General features: G+C 70.5%; 17 protein-coding genes. 10 read left to right on the top strand and 7 right to left on the bottom strand.

All coding sequences use genetic code 11. The annotated features are described in order from the left end of the window. The first annotated feature begins 32 nt into the window (after positions 1-32). Genes ACU5E9_RS12800 through ACU5E9_RS12790 form a run of 3 tightly spaced genes read left to right on the top strand, consistent with a single transcriptional unit; the run spans position 33 to position 4,348 of the window. Positions 33-2,336, top strand: coding sequence for an MMPL family transporter (locus ACU5E9_RS12800; RefSeq protein ID WP_456810298.1), 2,304 nt, complete (start codon positions 33-35; stop codon positions 2,334-2,336). Between the two features lie 30 nt (positions 2,337-2,366). Continuing rightward, positions 2,367-3,698, top strand: coding sequence for an MFS transporter (locus ACU5E9_RS12795; RefSeq protein ID WP_456810297.1), 1,332 nt, complete (start codon positions 2,367-2,369; stop codon positions 3,696-3,698). Next, positions 3,695-4,348 (top strand): nucleoside/nucleotide kinase family protein, encoded by a 654-nt coding sequence (locus tag ACU5E9_RS12790; RefSeq protein ID WP_456810296.1) that lies wholly within the window; start codon positions 3,695-3,697, stop codon positions 4,346-4,348. The genes ACU5E9_RS12795 and ACU5E9_RS12790 overlap by 4 nt, the downstream gene beginning before the upstream one ends. A 33-nt stretch (positions 4,349-4,381) precedes the next feature. Here the strand turns inward: ACU5E9_RS12790 and ACU5E9_RS12785 are convergent, their stop codons facing one another. Then, positions 4,382-5,176 (bottom strand): DeoR/GlpR family DNA-binding transcription regulator, encoded by a 795-nt coding sequence (locus tag ACU5E9_RS12785; protein ID WP_456810295.1) that lies wholly within the window; start codon positions 5,174-5,176, stop codon positions 4,382-4,384. A 56-nt stretch (positions 5,177-5,232) separates the two neighbouring features. Here ACU5E9_RS12785 and ACU5E9_RS12780 point away from each other — a divergent pair, with 56 nt between their 5' ends. Continuing rightward, a complete protein-coding gene (locus tag ACU5E9_RS12780) occupies positions 5,233-5,913 on the top strand; it encodes an NUDIX domain-containing protein (RefSeq protein ID WP_456810294.1) in 681 nt (226 codons plus the stop codon). Between the two features lie 49 nt (positions 5,914-5,962). Here the strand turns inward: ACU5E9_RS12780 and ACU5E9_RS12775 are convergent, their stop codons facing one another. Both ACU5E9_RS12775 and ACU5E9_RS12770 read right to left on the bottom strand, forming a co-directional pair. Further along, positions 5,963-6,448, bottom strand: a complete 486-nt coding sequence (locus ACU5E9_RS12775) for an SRPBCC family protein (protein ID WP_456810293.1) — start codon at positions 6,446-6,448, stop codon at positions 5,963-5,965. Between the two features lie 37 nt (positions 6,449-6,485). Then, positions 6,486-6,962: an SRPBCC family protein gene (locus tag ACU5E9_RS12770; RefSeq protein ID WP_456810292.1), complete on the bottom strand. Its 477-nt coding sequence runs from the start codon at positions 6,960-6,962 to the stop codon at positions 6,486-6,488. Between the two features lie 386 nt (positions 6,963-7,348). On the opposite strand from ACU5E9_RS12770, the gene ACU5E9_RS12765 reads away from it, so the two are divergent. The 3 genes from ACU5E9_RS12765 (at position 7,349) to ACU5E9_RS12755 (ending at position 9,125) form a co-directional block, all read left to right on the top strand. Then, positions 7,349-8,272 carry a hypothetical protein gene (locus ACU5E9_RS12765; protein ID WP_456810291.1) on the top strand — a complete coding sequence of 308 codons (924 nt, stop codon included), beginning with the start codon at positions 7,349-7,351 and terminating at the stop codon, positions 8,270-8,272. Positions 8,273-8,319: 47 nt separating this feature from the next. Next, positions 8,320-8,700, top strand: a complete 381-nt coding sequence (locus ACU5E9_RS12760; RefSeq protein WP_456810290.1) for a hypothetical protein — start codon at positions 8,320-8,322, stop codon at positions 8,698-8,700. A 107-nt stretch (positions 8,701-8,807) separates the two neighbouring features. Then, the gene (locus ACU5E9_RS12755; protein WP_456810289.1) at positions 8,808-9,125 is read left to right on the top strand and encodes a DUF7882 family protein; all 318 of its coding nucleotides are present in this window, start codon (positions 8,808-8,810) and stop codon (positions 9,123-9,125) included. 15 nt (positions 9,126-9,140) lie between these two features. On the opposite strand, the gene ACU5E9_RS12750 is transcribed toward ACU5E9_RS12755, so the two are convergent. Then, complete coding sequence (locus ACU5E9_RS12750) at positions 9,141-9,956, bottom strand: MBL fold metallo-hydrolase (protein WP_456810288.1); 816 nt, start codon at positions 9,954-9,956, stop codon at positions 9,141-9,143. Between the two features lie 137 nt (positions 9,957-10,093). Beyond that, positions 10,094-11,107, bottom strand: a complete 1,014-nt coding sequence (locus ACU5E9_RS12745) for a zinc-dependent alcohol dehydrogenase (RefSeq protein ID WP_456810287.1) — start codon at positions 11,105-11,107, stop codon at positions 10,094-10,096. A gap of 166 nt (positions 11,108-11,273) precedes the next feature. On the opposite strand from ACU5E9_RS12745, the gene ACU5E9_RS12740 reads away from it, so the two are divergent. Then, positions 11,274-12,206, top strand: coding sequence for a LacI family DNA-binding transcriptional regulator (locus ACU5E9_RS12740; protein WP_456810286.1), 933 nt, complete (start codon positions 11,274-11,276; stop codon positions 12,204-12,206). 85 nt (positions 12,207-12,291) lie between these two features. Here ACU5E9_RS12740 and ACU5E9_RS12735 read toward each other — a convergent pair whose 3' ends face one another. Together ACU5E9_RS12735 and ACU5E9_RS12730 are read right to left on the bottom strand one after the other, a co-directional pair. Then, on the bottom strand, positions 12,292-12,984 hold the full coding sequence (locus ACU5E9_RS12735; protein WP_456810285.1) for a DUF4386 family protein: 693 nt from the start codon (positions 12,982-12,984) through the stop codon (positions 12,292-12,294). A 183-nt stretch (positions 12,985-13,167) separates the two neighbouring features. Next, positions 13,168-13,725 carry a TetR family transcriptional regulator gene (locus tag ACU5E9_RS12730; RefSeq protein WP_456810284.1) on the bottom strand — a complete coding sequence of 186 codons (558 nt, stop codon included), beginning with the start codon at positions 13,723-13,725 and terminating at the stop codon, positions 13,168-13,170. 52 nt (positions 13,726-13,777) lie between these two features. Between ACU5E9_RS12730 and ACU5E9_RS12725 the strand changes: the two genes are divergently transcribed. Both ACU5E9_RS12725 and ACU5E9_RS12720 read left to right on the top strand, forming a co-directional pair. Then, entirely contained in the window at positions 13,778-15,502 is a 1,725-nt protein-coding gene (locus ACU5E9_RS12725) for an FAD-dependent oxidoreductase (RefSeq protein ID WP_456810283.1), read from the top strand. Continuing rightward, positions 15,499-16,566, top strand: coding sequence for an SDR family NAD(P)-dependent oxidoreductase (locus tag ACU5E9_RS12720; RefSeq protein ID WP_456810282.1), 1,068 nt, complete (start codon positions 15,499-15,501; stop codon positions 16,564-16,566). Before ACU5E9_RS12725 ends, ACU5E9_RS12720 begins: the two co-directional genes overlap by 4 nt. Positions 16,567-16,637 lie beyond the last annotated feature (71 nt).

The following is a 16,637-nucleotide window of genomic DNA, read 5'->3' as shown; positions in this document are numbered from 1 at the left end:
ACGCTTGTTCAGGAGTGAAGGAAACATCCGCCATGTTGCGAAAACTGGGCGTGAGCGTCGCCCGCCATCGCCTCGTTTTCCTGTTGTGCTGGGTGGTGGCACTGGGCGCGTGCCTGGCCACGGCCCTCTTCGGGGCCACCGGGGAGAGCCTGTTCGACCGGCTCTCCAGCGAGGGCCCGTCGGTGCAGGGGGAAGCGCAAGCGGCCGCCGACCGGATCGACGGCCCGGACAGCGAACAGACCGAGTCGCTCTCGCTGCTCGTGCACCCCACCGATCTTGCCTCGCCCGACCTCGCGGCGATCCTGGAATCCGCGACCATCCGGCTCTCCGAGGTCGACGGGGTCACCCAGGTCATCAATCCCCTCGTCATCCCGCCCATGCCCGACGGCACCGTCAACCCGGCCGCCGTGCCGCTGCTCTCCGCGGACGGCGAGGGGATGCTCCTCACCGTGGAGATGGAGACCACGGACGGCTCCGTCAGCGACTCGCTGCTCGACTACGTGCACCGCTTGCTCCAGGTGTCGGCCGACGAGGTCAGCCAACTCGACCCCGCCGCCCGGGTGGAGGTGGGCGGGGCGCCCCTGGTGGTGGACTCCCTCGTCGCGGTCGCCGAGTCCGACCTGCAGAAGGGCGAACTGATCGCCCTGCCGATCGCGCTGCTGGTGATGCTGGTCATCTTCGGCGGCTTCCTCGCGGCCGGGATTCCCCTGGTGGGCGCCATCGCGTCGATCATCGGCGCGCTCGGGATGCTCTACGCGTTCACCTATGTTTCCGACATCGGCATCACCGTGATGAATGTGATCACCGTGATCGGGCTGGGCCTGTCCATCGACTACGGCCTGCTGATGGTCAGCCGGTTCCGCGAGGAGTTCCGGGCGCGGGTCGGTGGGGCGGGTCCGGGTGCGGCGCCCGGCCCGCACGGGGAGCCGGGCGCGGACGTGCCCGAGCCCGCGACCGGGCAGCTGGCCTTGCTGCCGCACCACCGGCATAGCCGGCACGAGCTCATGCTGCAGGCGGTGGGCAGCACGGTGAACTCGGCCGGCCGCACCGTGTTGTTCTCCGGGCTCACCTTCGCCATCGCCACCGCCGGGCTGCTCGTGTTCGAGCCGGCGATCATCCGCGCCATCGCCATCGGCGCCATCTGCGTGGTGCTCATCGCCATCCTCACCGCCCTGGTCCTGGTGCCGGCGCTGCTCGGCTACCTCGGCGAACGGTTGCTGCAACCCGGCCTGCTCACCCGCATCCCGGGCGTGGGCCGGTGGCTGATCCGGTTCGGGGACATCGCCCCGGAGGAGGGCGTCTTCTCCCGGCTGGCCCGCTCCGTTCAGCGCGCGCCGGTGCTCGTCTCTATCGCGGGGACCGCGGTGCTGCTGCTGCTCGGGAGCCCGGCGCTGGCGATGACGGTATCGAACAGCGCCGACGACGCCATCCCGCGCTCGTCCAGCCAGTACGACTTCCTCACCACCCTCACCGAGGAGTTCCCGCTGGCCACCGCACCCCGGGTTCAGCTGGTCTCAGACGCCGACGAGGCCGCAGCGACGGCGTGGGCCGACGAGGTCGCGGGCCTGCCGGGAGTGACGGATGTCACCGCACCCGTAGACATGGAGGGGTACCAGGTCTCCACGGTCACCGTCGACGCCCACCAGGGCACCGACGTGGTGCGGGAGATCCGCGCCGACCGGCCGTCCTTCGACGCCTGGGTCGGCGGCACCGACGCCCAGGCCGTCGACTACCTCGACTCGCTCGCGCGGGGCGCCCCGTGGGCGGTGCTGATCATCGCCCTGGCCACCTTCGTGCTCCTGTTCCTGATGACCGGGTCGGTGATCATCCCGCTCACGGCCCTGGTGATCAGCGCCATCTCCCTGGGCGCCGCCGCCGGCGTGCTGGTCTGGGGCTTCCAGCAGGGCAATCTGGCCGGGCCGCTCAACTTCGACGCCGCCGCCATCTCCGGCGTCGACGCCCTGGTGCTCACGCTCGTGCTCACCTTCGGCTTCGGCCTGGCGATGGACTACGAGATGTTCCTGCTCGCCCGCATCAAGGAGCACCACGACCGCGGCGAGGACACCCGCACGGCGATCGAGACCGGCCTGCAAAGCTCCGGCCGCATCATCACCTCGGCCGCGGTGATCATCGTGCTGGTCTTCGCCGGCTTCGCCACCGGGGAGCTGATGCAGATGAAACAGATCGGCACGGCCCTGGCCGTGGCAGTGCTGTTGGATGCGACCCTGGTGCGGGTGGTGCTCGTGCCGGCCGTGCTCACCGCGCTTGAGCGCATCCTGTGGTGGGCCCCGCGCTGGACCGCGCCCATCCACGCCCGCTTCGGCCTGAGCGAGTAAGCCGGGGCGCTGACGTGGTTGACTCGTGGCATGGCTACTCGGGGGCGCGCGGTTCAGGAGCGCGCCCGCCGTGACGGCCCGTTCGGGTTGGCCCCGTTCCGCTGGCTGCTCACGGCCCGCACCATCGCCACCCTGGGCAATGCCGCCGCCCCGATCGCCCTCGCCTTCGCGGTGCTCGACCTCACCGGGTCGGCCGTGGACCTCGGCATCGTGGTGGCGAGCCGGTCCATTGCCAACGTCACGGTGCTGCTGTTCGGCGGGGTGATCGCCGACCGGCTGCCCAAGCACATCCTGCTCGTCGGCACCTCGCTCGCGGCCGCGGCCACCCAGGCCGTCGTGGCCACCGTGGTGCTGTCCGGCTCGGCCACGATCCCGCTGCTCGTCATCCTCAGCGTGCTCAACGGGGCCGTGGCCGCCGTCAGCTTCCCGGCGTCGGCGGCGATCGTGCCGCAGACCGTGCCCGTGGCGCAGCTGCGTCCGGCCAACGCCCTGCTCCGGCTCAGCCTCAACGGCGGAGCGATCCTCGGTGCCAGCCTCGGCGCGATCCTCATCGCCGCGGTCGGCCCCGGCTGGGGGCTGGCGCTCAACGCCGCATCCTTCGCCCTGGCGGGTCTGTTCTTCGCCTTCGTGCGCACGCTGCCGGCCGGCCGCGCCGTGCCGGCCGCCGGCGCCGCGCCCCCGGCCAATATGCTGCGGGAACTGCGCGAAGGCTGGCGGGAATTCGCCAGCCGCACCTGGGTATGGGTGGTGGTGGCGCAGTTCGCGCTGGTGAACGCCGCCTTCGTCGGGGCGATCGCGGTGCTCGGCCCGCTCGTGGCCGACGCCACCTTCGGCCGGGCCAGCTGGGGGCTGATCATCGCCGCCGAAACCGTGGGTCTCGCGCTCGGCGGGCTGCTCGCCCTGCGCTGGCGGCCGCGGCACGCGCTAGGCATCGGCGTCGGCCTGGTGATCGTCACCGCGCTGCCCATCGTGGGCCTGGCCGTGTTGCCGCTCGTGCCCCTGCTGGTCGCCTTTTTCCTGCTCGGCGGCCTGGCCATCGAACAGTTCGGGGTGGCCTGGGACCAGTCCTTGCAGCAGAACGTGCCGCAGGAGAAACTCGCCCGGGTCTACTCCTACGACGCCGTCGGCTCCTTCATCGCGATCCCGGTGGGCGAGATCCTCGTGGGGCCGCTCGCGCACACCTACGGCACCACCCCGGTGCTGCTCGGCTGCGCCGCCGTGATCGTGGTCGCCAGCCTCGCGGCGCTCTCGGTGCGGAGCGTGCGCCGGCTCACCGTCGGCCCAACCGTGGCGGGGCAGACGAAGGCACCCGCATCCGCAGCCGTCGAACCAGACATCGAGCCCGACAGGACCCCCGCATGAGTCTCACCCCAGCCGCCGCCATCCGCGAGCTCGCCGACGACCTCCGCGCCCGCGTCAGGCAGACTGCCGAGCGCCAGATCATCGGCATCGTGGGCACGCCTGGAGCAGGCAAATCCACCGTCGCGCGGGCGCTCGCGGACGAGCTGGGCACCGACGAGATGGGGGCCGCCCTCTGCGTGGTGGTGCCGATGGACGGTTTCCACCTCGCCACGTCCATCATCGACGGCACGCCCCTGCAGCACCGCCGGGGCGCCATCGACACCTTCGACGCCGACGGCTACCTGTCGTTGCTGCGCCGGCTGCGCGCCCGGGACGAGGCGGTCGTCTACGCGCCGGAGTACCGGCGCGGGCTGGAGGAACCCATCGCCGCCTCGATCGCCGTTCCCGCCTCGGTGCCGATCGTACTCACCGAGGGCAACTACCTTCTGGCCGCCGCCGACCCGTGGCCGCAGATCGCCCGGCTTTGCGACGAGGTCTGCTTCGTCGATACCCCGAGCAGCGTGCGCCTCGCCCGCCTGATAGCCCGCCACGTGCAATTCGGCATGACGCAGGAGCAGGCCACGGCCTGGGCGAATGGGCCGGATGCCACCAACGCTCGGTTGATCGCGTCCACGCTCAGCCACGCGGATCGGTTCATCCCCTGGTCGTGACCGCCCGGCGACCGACCGGCATAGGGGTAGAAACTAGGCGGTGAGGATGGCGACGCCGCGGTCCCGCAGGTCGGCCACGGTGCGGTCCGCAGCAGTGCGGTCGGCAGCGTGGTTGTCGTCGGCGCGGTCGTACCCCGTGTCGGTGACGATGCCGGCGATCTCGCTGAACGGCAGCACCCGGTAGGGCGATGCCACCCCGATCTTCTCGGCGCTCGCCAGCACGTAGGTGTCGGCCGCCCGGTCCGCGAGGGCCCGCTTCATGGCCGCCTCTTCCACGTCGCCGGTGGTCAGGCCCGCGCTGGCGTGCACCCCGGTGACTCCCAGCAGGAACAGGTCGGCCGTGATCGCCTGGGCGGCCTCGACCGCGGCGGCGCCGCAGGTCACCATCGAGTGCTTGAACAGCCGGCCGCCGAGCAGGAACACGTCGATGCCCTCGTGTGGCAGAAAGGCCGCCGCGATCGTCGGGCTGTGGGTGATGACGGTGCAGCTCAGGTCACGGGGGAGGGCGTGCACCACGGCCAGGGTCGTCGTGCCGCCGTCGAGGATGACGGTGCTGCCCGGCACGACGAGTCGGGCGGCGCGGGCGGCGACCCGGTCTTTGCTGTCCGGCTGCACGAGAGTGCGCTCCGCGTACCGGGCGAGCGCGGGCGACACGGGCAGCGCCCCGCCGTAGACCCGCTGGCAGAGGCCCGCGGCGGCGAGCTCCCGCAGGTCCCGGCGCACGCTGTCGTCGGACAGACCCAGTTCGGCGGCGATCTCCTTTGCCACGATCGCGCCGTCTCTGGCGAGCCGGTCGAGCAGCAGCGCCTGACGTTCCGCAGCCATCATTCCGCGTTCCTTCCAGTTTGTGCACGTTCCTGCACGTTTGTACTACTCTAGCGGACATGACCGCCTCCGCTGATGAACACCAGCCCCTACGCCTCGGCGTCGACATTCCGGACGGCCGGGGACGCACCGGACTGCAGCTCGCGGGTGCCGACCTGACCGGGAACCCGGCCGTGACGGTGCAGCGGGTGGAGGTGACCAGCGACGGCTGGCATGTGCTCCGGCGCACCACCTTCGGCTATCGTCGGCGCGACGGCGTCGTGGAGACCCAGCAGCGCGAGACCTACGACCGCGGTAACGGCGCGACCATCCTGCTCTACGACCCCGCCCGGAGCACCGTGCTGCTCACCCGGCAGTTCCGCTACCCCGCCTACGTCAACGGCCATCCAGACGGCATGCTCATCGAGGCCGCGGCCGGCCTGCTCGACGACGACGCCCCCGACGTCGCGATCCGCCGGGAGGCCGGCGAGGAACTCGGCGTGGCCGTCGGGGAGCTGCGGCACCTGTTCGACCTCTATATGAGCCCGGGTTCGGTCACCGAGCGGGTGCACTTCTACGCGGCCGAATACGAACCAGCCGACCGGGTGGATGCCGGCGGGGGCCTGGCCGAGGAAGGGGAGGACATCGAGGTGCTCGAGGTGGCGTTCGCCGACGCCCTGGTCATGATCACCGACGGCCGAATCGTTGACGGCAAGACCGTCATCCTGCTGCAGTGGGCGGCGCTGTCCGGCCTGCTGTGACCGAGGTGCCGGTCGTTGTTCAGCCGGTTGTTGTTCAGCTGGCCGTTGTTCAGTCGGTCGGACGCCGGCCGTGCGTGGCGGCCTCGGCTTCGGCGAGCTCGGTGAGCTTGTCGAGGGACTTCGGCCAGACCTCGGCGAACATGTCGGCTTCATCCTCGTCTACCTCCAGGTCGACGGCGAGGGTGGTGACTCCGTCGGACTCGGTGAAGGTGTAGTTCTCGTGGGTGCCCTGGTGATTCCGGGCGTACTCGCTCTCGGTGTCAACGCCGCCGTTCATGATGACGCCGGTGTACTCGATCGACACGAACTCGTGCGGGCGGTGCTCGGCTATCCTGCCGACCATGCCGCCCATCGGTTCGTCGTCGTCGCTGTCGCCGAGGAAGCGGATCTCACTGCCCGGCAGCCAGGATCCCTCGAAGTGCGAACCGGGGAAGGACACGCCAGTCCACTGCCGGTAGGTGGCGTCCTCGAGCATCGTCTCCCAGACGACCTCGGCGGGGGCGTCGATTTCTGTGGAGAAATGTAGGGTTTTCATGCCGGGAGCCTAGCCCCGCCCGGCCAGCACCGACAGGTCAGGCGCTGTCGTCGTCGTGCCCGGCCGCGGCCTCGGCGAGGTCCTTGAGCTTGGCCAGGCCCTTCGGCCACAGCTCGCCGAAGAGTTCGGCGTAGGTGTCGGCCGTGTCCACATCGATGGTGACCGTCGTCACCCCGTCTTCCTCCCGGAATGAATAGGCCTCGCGAGCACCGATCAGCTGCCGGGCCTCGCGGCTCGTCGTGTCGTCGACGTCGTTCACGATCTGGCCCTGGTATTCGATCAGGACGTACTCGTACGGACGGTGTTCGGTGATCACCCCGTACATCCCGTTCATCCCGCCGTTCGGGTTGCTGCCGAGGAAGCGGATCTCGCTGCCCGGCAGCCAGTCGCCCTCGAAGTACGAGTTCGGGTTGAAGGCGCTCGTCCACTGCCGGTACGAGGTGTGATCGAACATTGTGGTCCACACGACCTCGGCCGACGCATTCACTCGGATTGAGAAATGCTGCGTCTCCATGCGGCGAGTGTAGCTCCGGGCGGGTTCGGCAACTAGTGGCCGATCGCGCGCGGGAATATTTCGAAGGTTTCTTCGGTGCGTTGCCTGTGGATAACCCTGTGCACAGTGTGTGGAAACCCCGCGAATACGGGCTGGAGGCTGTGGATTACGCTGTGGAATCGCTGGGGAGAGCGCTGTGCAGTTCGGCGGGAAAACGTCGGCGCGTCGATGGCTCGGCCGCGCCATCCCGTGCTAGAACTCTCGAAAACCCGTCCATCGAGGGCTTCCCGCGGGCGACCGGCCGCCCCGCGGTCACGAGTGGGTGCGAACTGGGTTTAGCCTGAGCTTCAGCGGCGCCTGACGGCCGTGGTGGGGTGCGCACCGGCGCGTGCCCCGGAAAGCAGCCAGTGAGCGCAACGGATGTAACCAGATCGGCGGAGTTCGACGCCTTCGGCCCCTGGGTGGACCAGGTGCACAATGCAACCGAGGTGCCCGGCCTGTACCGGGACTACCCGCTGGACTTCACGGCCAGCCGACTGGTGCTCAAGGTGCCCCGCAACATCACCCGCCGGGACGCCCTGCCCAGCATGGACCTCTACGACCATCTCGTCATCGCGGCCCCGGACGCGCTCGTCGTGTTGAGCCGCGCCGAGCGCGGGTACACCGAGAGCACGATGGGCTACAGCGATATCGTCGCGGTCACCGATGCCGTCGACCTCGTCGACGGCCGCCTCAGTATCCTGGCGCGCACCGGCGCGACCCTCACCGTTCCGTACAACGGGTCGTCCCAGACCGTGATCGACCGCCTCACCGCGCTCCTGGGCGAACTGTCGCTCGCCGCGACGCCGCCGACCTCCCCGGTCGTGCTGCCGGTGCCGGACGCCCCGCCGGCCGCCCTGGATCTGCTCGACCTGGGTAAGCAGGATGTGGGCCTGGTCACCGCCTACTTCGACCTGTTGCGCCATGCCTTCGGGGCGACGCTGCTCGCCGCCCACGGCCGCACCGGCCTGGACCCGCGCGGCGGCCTCCTCACCCGCGCGATGCACGCCTTCTACCCGATGACCCTGCACGGCGCGGTGCTGTGCCGCACCGACCAGGAATTGCACATCCTCGGCCGCCAGGCCTGGTTGGTGCGCGGCAAGACCCCCGACCTGTCCCGTTCGCACACCACGATCCCGCTGGCCGCGATCGAACAGATCAGTGTGGCGCCGCATCCGCTCTACCCGGGTGCCAGCGTGGTCGCGCTACGCCTGGGCGCGGCCGTCTTCGACATCGTGGTGCCGGAATCGTCGGCGGCCGAACGTGCCCTCACCGGGGCGCCCGCCGTGTGACGGCGGGGTCATTCCCAAGACGCCGTGCCGCGGTTATCGTCGGTGGCATGAAGCGCATCACGTACGCCGGCGGGTCGATCCTGACCGGTGATGACGTTGCGGAGGCACTACTCGACTACGTCACCGAGCACTCCCGCGGTGAGGACAGTGTGGCCGTGGACATCGTGGTGCGCGAACTCGACGGCACCACCCGGACGCACACGCTCGTGCTGGGCCCGGCCACCGAGCTCGACGTGGCGGATGTCGCGGAGGAGACCCTCGAGGGTGAGGGGGAGCTGTTCCCGCTGCCGATCTTCCCGCCCGGCCGCATCCTGGCCGTTGAGGTGCCGTCGGCCGAGTCCGAGGCCGAGGCGGAGGCGCATGCGGCGGACTTCAATCGGGCGGTCAATGAGATCGACGCCGGCGCCGACCAGGGATACGACGAATAACGCGTCATCGGGCGCTGTGGTCACCGGGCTCGCCGCGGCCTAAACTTTTCTCAGGGGGTGGGTCGCGCCGGATCGTGCGGGACCGACACCAGCAAACGAGGAATGTGATGGGCAAGTTCATCTACGGGTCGCCGGCGATCTCCGTGGACATCGACGACCGCACGCTGGCGCACCTCAAGGTCGTCATCGTGGCGAAACTGCGCCGCGGCGAGAGTTTCGCGTTCTCCTGGGAGAGGTCAAAGGATTCCGGCAGTGGGCACAGCTCCATCTGGCTGAATCCGGCCGTGCCCCTCGATTTCGAGTTCTCCGGCAAGCGCGAGCCGTCACTCAACCGGTCCTGGATCGACGAACTCGTGCAGGCGGCCAACACGCCGGCGGGCCTGCGCATCATTCCCGAACCGCCCGAGCGGCCCCACGCCACCTGACCGGCGTCGACCGGCTCAGGTGAGAGCGTCGAAGTCGCCACGCACCCAGTCCCAGTGCCGGTCGGCCGAGCGGCGCACGACCCCGCGGGCATCCTGGTCGATCACGTTGTCGAAGTTGCCGTACAGCCGGTCGAACTCGAACCGCTCCAGGGCGCGGGCGATGCGTTCGACCACCGGGCCCGACAGCGGTAGCCGGTTGGGGTAGCTGCGCATGAAGCTCACCGTTCGGCGGTCGGGGTTGGCGAACACCGTGTCGCCGCTGAGCAGCACGCCGCGGCCGGCGGCGCCCTCCTGCCAGTGGATGACGGCGCTGCCGGGGAAGTGCCCGCCCACCTGCACCAGCGTGACCCCGGGCAGCAGGGCCACCTCGGTCGACCAGGGTTCGATCACCGGGTCGGGCCGCGCCACCCAGGCCAGATCGGCCTCCGCGACCAGCACCGGCGGGCGGCCGAGGGCCCGGCTCCATTCCACCTGCACGCCGAACATGTGCGGATGGCTGGCCACGATCGCGCGCACGGGCCCGTGCTCGAGCACCCGGCTGGCGATGTCGTTGTCCACGAACCCGATCGGGTCCCAGAGCACGGTTCCGGTGGGGGTGCAGAGCAGCTTGGCCTGCTGCCCGATACCTACACCGGGGGAGCTGTGGATACCGAACAGGTCCGGCTCGAGCTGGCGGAGGTGTGCCTGGCAGCCCGCCTCGTGCAGGTCGTTGAGCGTCGTCCACTGCTGCCCGGCGGCGGGGACCCATTGGCGTTCGTCGGCGCAGATCGCGCAGACGCCGGCGTTGTCGGCGTGCTCGACGCCGCAGGTGGCACAGATCCAGAAGCTCACAGAGTTCCTTCCGCGGTGCAGCACAGACGGATGTTCCCGTCAGTATGCCGCCGCGATGCCGAATTGCCCACCTGCGGACGAGTTGCCCCGCTGGGCCGGGGCAAGTCGACCGCAGCGGGGCAACTCGGGTGTGTCTCTCAGTCGAAGGTGACGACGACCTTGTCCGCGGCGCCGGGCGTGTGCGCGGTCACGAGCGCCTGCTGCACGTCGGCGAAGTCGAACTGGTCGCTCACGATCACGGCGAACTTCTCCCAGTGCTCGGCGATCTCCTTCGTCACCTCGAAGATCTCGGTGGGGTAGCCCATCGACGTGACGATGTTCACCTCGGCGACGAGGATCGCGCCGAAGTCGACGCTGACCGGCTTCTTGTGCACGGCGACGATGCCCAGGGTGGCGTTGTGCTTGGCGGCCTTCAAGGCTGTCTCCACCACAATCGGGGCGCCGGCGGCGTCGAGGTAGATGTCGGTGCCCGCGCGCGGCGCGCCCATGGCGGTGGTGCCGGGGCCGTGCAGCTCGGTCAGGCGGGCGAGCACGTCTTCCTCGGTGGAGTTGATCACGGCGTCGGCGCCCACGGCGAGGGCCTTCTCCAGGCGGGAGGGCAGGATGTCGACGACCACCACGTGGGAGGCGCCGCTGATCTTGTAGCCGATGGCCGCGCCCAGGCCGATCGGTCCGGCGCCGAAGATGACGACCTTGTCGCCCGGCTTCGGGTTGGTGCGGTTCACCGCGTGCCGGGCCACGGCCATTGGCTCGTTGAGCGCGGCGACGTAGAACGGCACGTGCTTGGGCATGATGGCCAGGCTGGTGCCCAACACGGCGTTCTCGATGAGCAGGTACTCCGCGAGGGCGCCGCTCGCCCCGCCGCTGCCGATCATGGCTTCGCGGGAGGCGATGGGGTTGATCACGACGTGGTCGCCCACGGTGATGCCGGTGACGTCGGCTCCCACCTCAACGACCTCGCCGGCCGGCTCGTGCCCGAGCGGGGTCTTGCCCTGGCGGGGCGGGATGCCGCCGATCTCGACGTAGAAGCCGTCCGAGCCGCAGATGCCGCAGGCCCGCATCCGCACGAGCACGTCGGCCGGTCCGGCCGTGGGCTGGGGCACGTCGACAACTGCCGTTGTGCCGGGACCGGTAACCAGTACAGTCTTCATTTCTTCCACTCTCCACCCGGGCCCAACGGTCCTACTAATTCGAATTAGTTGACGCTAGCACCTATCGTCCGGGTCAACCCGGGAAGTGGCTGAGCGGTAGCTGAGCAATCGCATGCGGGCATCCGCCCACCCGTCGAGCGATAAAGTCGGGGAAACGGAGGGGATCATGGGCGCCAAACGAGCGACAATGCGGGACGTGGCCGCCGCCAGCGGCGTCTCACCCGCGACCGTGAGCTTCGTCCTCAACGGGGTCGCCAACCAGACCATCTCGCCGGCCACCCGCGAACGCGTCGAGCGCGCCGCCCGCAACCTGGCCTACGTGCCGCACGGCATCGCCAAGGCGTTGCGCGAGGGCTCCTCCCGCATCGTGCTGCTCACCCTCGACCCGGCGTTCGGCGGTGCGGGCAGCGAGGACTACATCCGCGGCCTCGACACCGAACTCACCCAGCACGGCTACGTCCTGCTGGTGCGGCACGGCCCCACCTCCCGCGCGTCTCTGGCGGCGATGGTCGACACCGTCTCGCCCAAGGCGGTCATCGACCTGGCGGCCATCTACACCTCGGGCGCCCCGACCGCGGATGACGGCGGCTGGGTCAACGGGCTGCCCGCGCACACCGCGGTGCAACTGCGCCACCTGGCCGAGTCCGGCCACACCGGCGTGGCCGTGGCCTCACCCGACGACGACGCGCTCGCCCGGCTGGCCGGCGTGCGGCTGGCCTCCGCGAGGGAGGCCGCGCCCGCCCTCGGCCTCGACCCCGTCGAGAGTCTCACCGTGCCCGGCGACGTGCCCGGAACGGTGACCGCGCTGCGGGAGTTCCTCGCCGCCCACCCCCGCATCACGGCCATCGCCGCATTCGACGACCGGGTGGCCCTCCGGATCCTCGCCGCCCTGACCGAGCTCGGCCGGCATGTCCCGCAGGACATCGCCGTGATCGGCTTCAACGACACGGAGCACGGTGCGGTGGCCACCCCGCCGCTCACCAGCGTGCACATCGACGCCGAGTCCTTCGGCCGCCTGGCCGCGCGCCGGGCGCTGGGCCTCGCCGTCGCGGACGTTGTACCGGCCCCCGCCCGCATCATCCGGCGCGCCTCGGCCTGACCCGCGCCGATTTGCCCACCTGCGGTCGAGTTGCCCCGTTCCACGGGGGCAAGTCGACCGCAGCGGGGCAACTCGGGGACGTCGGTCACAGCAGCAGCGCTACCCCGGTGGCCACCAGCCACAGCGACCAGACGATGTACGTCACCGGCGTGAGTCGGGCCGCGAGGGCCCAGCCGTGGTTTTCGAACGAGCCCACGAACTCGAACGAGCACAGCACGAGCACCGCCCCCACGACGATGCCCACCACGCCGAGCCACCCCGACAGCAGGTCGGTCTGGGTGATCGCGACGCCCACGAGCACACTCCAGGCGCCGGTGAAGAGCAGGCCGAGGTGCTCGCCGACCGCCACGCCCAGGTAGCGGTGGAACGATTGGAAGACGATGTCGACGGCCTGCTTGCGGCCGGGAGGCGCATCCGGGTCGGCGTTGACCCGGGCCAGGTAGGGCACCAGGAACGGCCACCGGATGAGCCCGAGGAACTGCACCAGGGCGGCCAGCACGCCCACTATCGTGCTGAGCGAGAGCACCGTGGCTGAGGCGCCCCGCAGCGCGGCCGGCAACAGCCCGGCCAGGACGGCCAGGAGCACCGGCGTCATCGCGAAGGCCCACCAGAGCAACACCAGGCGGGAGCCGCCCCGGCGGAACCGGGCGAGGACCTCCTCGGTGGGGCGGCGCAGGATGTCGGGATAGTCGAAGGCGATGGCCAGGCCCGCGAAAACCGCGTTGAAGACCAGCGGGAGCACGATCAGCAAGACGGCGGCCGCGACGGTCTCGGTCATGGTTCCACCTCCGCAGCGCGTTGAGCTGGGGCATCTTCAGGACTGGCCTTGGCGAGCCTAGGCAGGGCGCGACGAAGCCGCAAGGCCGGATGCGCGGCCACCGAGTTGTCCACCTGCGGACGAGTTGCCCCGTTCCACCGGGGTAACTCGTCCGCAGCGGGGCAGGTCGGGTGCGCAGCGGGGCTAGCGCGGTGTGAACGCCGCGTGGAACAGGCCCCAGGCCCGCCGGGCGACCTCGGGGCGGTCGGCGGCGTCGCTGCGGGCGAGCACCCCGGCCAGCATGGAGACCGCGAGGAAGACATCCGCCGCGGCGACGTGCTCGCCGATCCGGCCGGCCTCCTGTTCGCGGACGAGCAGCCGGCCGACGATCTCGTGGAACCGTTCGCCCAGGTGCTGGACCCGGGGTTCGTGCACGTCGGCGGCGATCAGGTCGATGAACGCGGTGGACGCCAGCGCCTGCTCGATCACCCGGTCGAGCAGGTCGTCGAGGGTGCTCTCCGGCCGGTCGACGAAGTCCTCCAGCGCGGTGATGTTCTCGTCGAAGATGGCGATCGCCAGGGCGGTGCGATCGGGGAAGTGCCGGTAGAGGCTGCCCTGCCCCACGCCGGCCCGCTTGGCGACGGCACTCAGCGGCGCCGAGAAGCCCTCGGCGGCGAAGACCTCCCGGGCGGCGGCAAGGAGGGCGCGGCGATTCTCCGGCCCGGCGCTCGGCCCGCGATTCGCTTTGGATTTTTGGGTCACCGAGGTAGGTTACATCCGGACAGTGTTGTCCGGATCGATCGAGGAGGAACGCATGACCGCTCACTGGGATCGCGAAGTAGACGTACTTGTAGCCGGATCGGGCGCCGCGGGTTTGACCGCCGCCATCACCGCCGCCGACGCGGGCCTCACCGCCCTCGTGGTGGAAAGCACCGATCGATGGGGCGGCACCACCATGCTCAGTGGCGGTGGCCTGTGGATGCCCACCAATCCGTTGATGAAGAAGCTCGGCATCCCCGACTCCCGCGCCGACGCGCTCACCTACATGGAGGCGGCGATCGGTGATGCCGGCCCGGCCAGTTCCACCGAACGCCGGGAGGCCTTCGTGGATGCCGTGCCGCGGGTGTTCGGCCTGCTCGAGGGCCTCGGGGTGCGCTGGTGCGCCGCCAAGGACTATCCCGACTACTACCCGGACCGGCCCGGCGGCCGGATCGGCCGCGGCATCGAGGTGCAACCGTTCGACGCCAAGAAGCTCGGCGACTGGGTCACGCGGTCCCGCATCAAGCAGAGCGTCCCGGCGCCGCTGAAGACCGATGACGTCTGGCTGCTGTCCCGGGCCTGGTCCACGCCGAGCGGCTTCGTGCGCGGCGCCCGGTTCGTCTTCCGCACCCTCGGCGGCGTTGTCACCGGCAAGCGCCTCTACGGCCTGGGCGCGGCGCTGGTGATGACGCTCATGGAGATCGTGCGCCGGCAGGGCACGGAGGTGCTGCTGAACTCCCCGGTCAGCGAGCTGGTGCTCGAGGACGGCCGGGTGGTCGGCGCGATCATCACCACGGATGCCGGACCGGTGCGTATCCGCGCCAGGGCCGGAGTGATCCTGGGCGCCGGCGGCTTCGCCCAGAACCAGGAATGGCGCCAGAAGTACCACGGCATGCCCGGCAACAGCTCCGCCGCCGACGGCGACCAGGGCACCGCCATCGACGTGGGTGTTCGCGCGGGCGGGGCGCTCGCCATGATGGACGACGCCTGGTGGGGCTCGGCCGTGCCCATGAACGACGGCACCGCGCAGTTCATGCTCTCCGAGCGGTCGATGCCGTTCGGCATCATCGTCGACCAGGCCGGCTCCCGATACCTCAACGAGTCGGAGAGCTACATCGACTTCGGCCACGAGATGATCGAGCACCACAAGCAGACCCCGGCGATCCCGTCCTGGCTGATCGTGGACGTTCGGCATCGCCGCCGGTACCTGTTCTCCCCGTTGCTGATGGGCGGCAAGTCGCTGCGCGACAGCGGCACCGTGGTCACCGCTGCCACCCTGCCCGAGCTCGCCGGCCGGCTGGGCATCGATCCGGCCGCGCTCACCGCGACCGTCGAGCGGTTCAACGGCTTCACCCGCAGCGGCGTCGACCTGGACTTCGGCCGCGGGCGCACGCTCTACGACAACTACTACGGCGACCCGGGCGTGAAACCCAACCCCAACCTCGGCCCGCTGGAAAAGGGGCCGTTCACGGCCGTGAAGGTGGTGCCGGGCGACCTCGGCACCAAGGGCGGCCTGCTCACCGACGAGCACGGCCGGGTGCTCACCGAGGCCGGGGCACCGATTCCCGGTCTCTACGCCGCCGGCAACACGACGGCATCCGTGATGGGGCACACCTACCCGGGCCCGGGCTCCACCATCGCCCCCGCGGTGGTGTTCGGCTACCTCGCTGCGCTGCACGCGGCCGCCACGCGCGCCTCCGACACCCCCGCCTCCCTTACCCCCGCCTCCGCGCCCCCTGCGGAGCCGGTCCTCCCCACAGAAAAGGACACCCTCGCATGACCCAGAGCACCCTCACCGCCGATTCCTCCGTCGGAAGCTGGCTCGACGACCCCACCGGTGGCCCGATCCTGCGGGACCTGCTCGCCCAGGCCGGCCAGAGCGCCGACGTCCTGCGCCCGGTGCGCAAGCTGGCGATCAAGCGCCTGGTGAAGCTCAGCAAGGGCCAGTTCCCGGCCGAGCTGATCGACGAGCTCGTGCGCCGGGTCGAGGCCGGCGACGTGCCGGCATCCACTGCGGCCACGGATGCGCCGGCTGCGGCGACCGCGGCGGCGTCCGCCGGTCCGGCCCCGGTCGAGCGTCCCGAGTGGGTGGAACGCCTCGACAGCGGCCGGTTCACCGGCAAGACCGTCATCGTCACCGGCGCCGGTTCCGGCATTGGCCGGGCCACCGCGTCCCGGGTCGCCCGCGAGGGCGGCCGGGTCATCGCCGTCGACATCTCGCAGGAGCGCCTCGACGACGTCGTGGTCGAACTGGCCGGGGCGGACATCGTGCCGGTGGTGGCGAACATCACCGACGACTCCGCCGTCGCGGCGATCCTCGAGGCCGCCGGCGGCCGCATCGACGCCCTCGCCAACGTCGCCGGGATCATGGACGACATGACCCCGGTGCACGAGGTGACCGACGCCGTCTGGAAGCGGGTGTTCGCGATCAACGTGGATGGCACCATGAAGCTCATGCGCGCCGTGGTGCCCGGCATGCTCGAACGGCAGTCCGGCTCGATCGTGAACGTGGCCTCAGAGGCGGCGCTCCGCGGGTCGGCGGCCGGGGTGGCCTACACGGCGTCCAAGCACGCCGTCGTCGGGCTGACCAAGAGCAGCGCGTACATGTACGGGCCCAGCGGCATCCGGGTGAACGCGGTGGCCCCCGGCCCCACGATCACCAACATCGAGGCCACCTTCGCGTCTGAACTCGGCGCCCAGCGGGTGCGCGCCGGCATGGCGCTGCTGCCCGATGCCGTCGAGGCGGATGCGCTCGCCGCGTCGATCACCTTTCTGCTCAGCGATGACGGCGTGAACGTGAACGGCCAGGTGCTGGCCAGCGACGGCGGCTGGTCGGTCGCCTAGCCGCCAGGTCTCGACAAGCTCGACCACCGCCCTGGTCGCGACCACACGCCGGTCGAGCTTGTCGAGACCCC

This window comes from Cryobacterium sp. AP23, from assembly GCF_054075385.1.
This window is presented reverse-complemented; position numbering and strand designations above follow the sequence as displayed.

Coding starts and splice junctions, on each gene's coding strand:
- ACU5E9_RS12800 (WP_456810298.1), top strand. CDS start 33: ATGTTGCGAAAACTGGGCGTGAGCGTCGCCCGCCATCGCCTCGTTTTC.
- ACU5E9_RS12795 (WP_456810297.1), top strand. CDS start 2,367: ATGGCTACTCGGGGGCGCGCGGTTCAGGAGCGCGCCCGCCGTGACGGC.
- ACU5E9_RS12790 (WP_456810296.1), top strand. CDS start 3,695: ATGAGTCTCACCCCAGCCGCCGCCATCCGCGAGCTCGCCGACGACCTC.
- ACU5E9_RS12785 (WP_456810295.1), bottom strand. CDS start 5,176: ATGATGGCTGCGGAACGTCAGGCGCTGCTGCTCGACCGGCTCGCCAGA.
- ACU5E9_RS12780 (WP_456810294.1), top strand. CDS start 5,233: ATGACCGCCTCCGCTGATGAACACCAGCCCCTACGCCTCGGCGTCGAC.
- ACU5E9_RS12775 (WP_456810293.1), bottom strand. CDS start 6,448: ATGAAAACCCTACATTTCTCCACAGAAATCGACGCCCCCGCCGAGGTC.
- ACU5E9_RS12770 (WP_456810292.1), bottom strand. CDS start 6,962: ATGGAGACGCAGCATTTCTCAATCCGAGTGAATGCGTCGGCCGAGGTC.
- ACU5E9_RS12760 (WP_456810290.1), top strand. CDS start 8,320: ATGAAGCGCATCACGTACGCCGGCGGGTCGATCCTGACCGGTGATGAC.
- ACU5E9_RS12755 (WP_456810289.1), top strand. CDS start 8,808: ATGGGCAAGTTCATCTACGGGTCGCCGGCGATCTCCGTGGACATCGAC.
- ACU5E9_RS12745 (WP_456810287.1), bottom strand. CDS start 11,107: ATGAAGACTGTACTGGTTACCGGTCCCGGCACAACGGCAGTTGTCGAC.
- ACU5E9_RS12740 (WP_456810286.1), top strand. CDS start 11,274: ATGGGCGCCAAACGAGCGACAATGCGGGACGTGGCCGCCGCCAGCGGC.
- ACU5E9_RS12735 (WP_456810285.1), bottom strand. CDS start 12,984: ATGACCGAGACCGTCGCGGCCGCCGTCTTGCTGATCGTGCTCCCGCTG.
- ACU5E9_RS12725 (WP_456810283.1), top strand. CDS start 13,778: ATGACCGCTCACTGGGATCGCGAAGTAGACGTACTTGTAGCCGGATCG.
- ACU5E9_RS12720 (WP_456810282.1), top strand. CDS start 15,499: ATGACCCAGAGCACCCTCACCGCCGATTCCTCCGTCGGAAGCTGGCTC.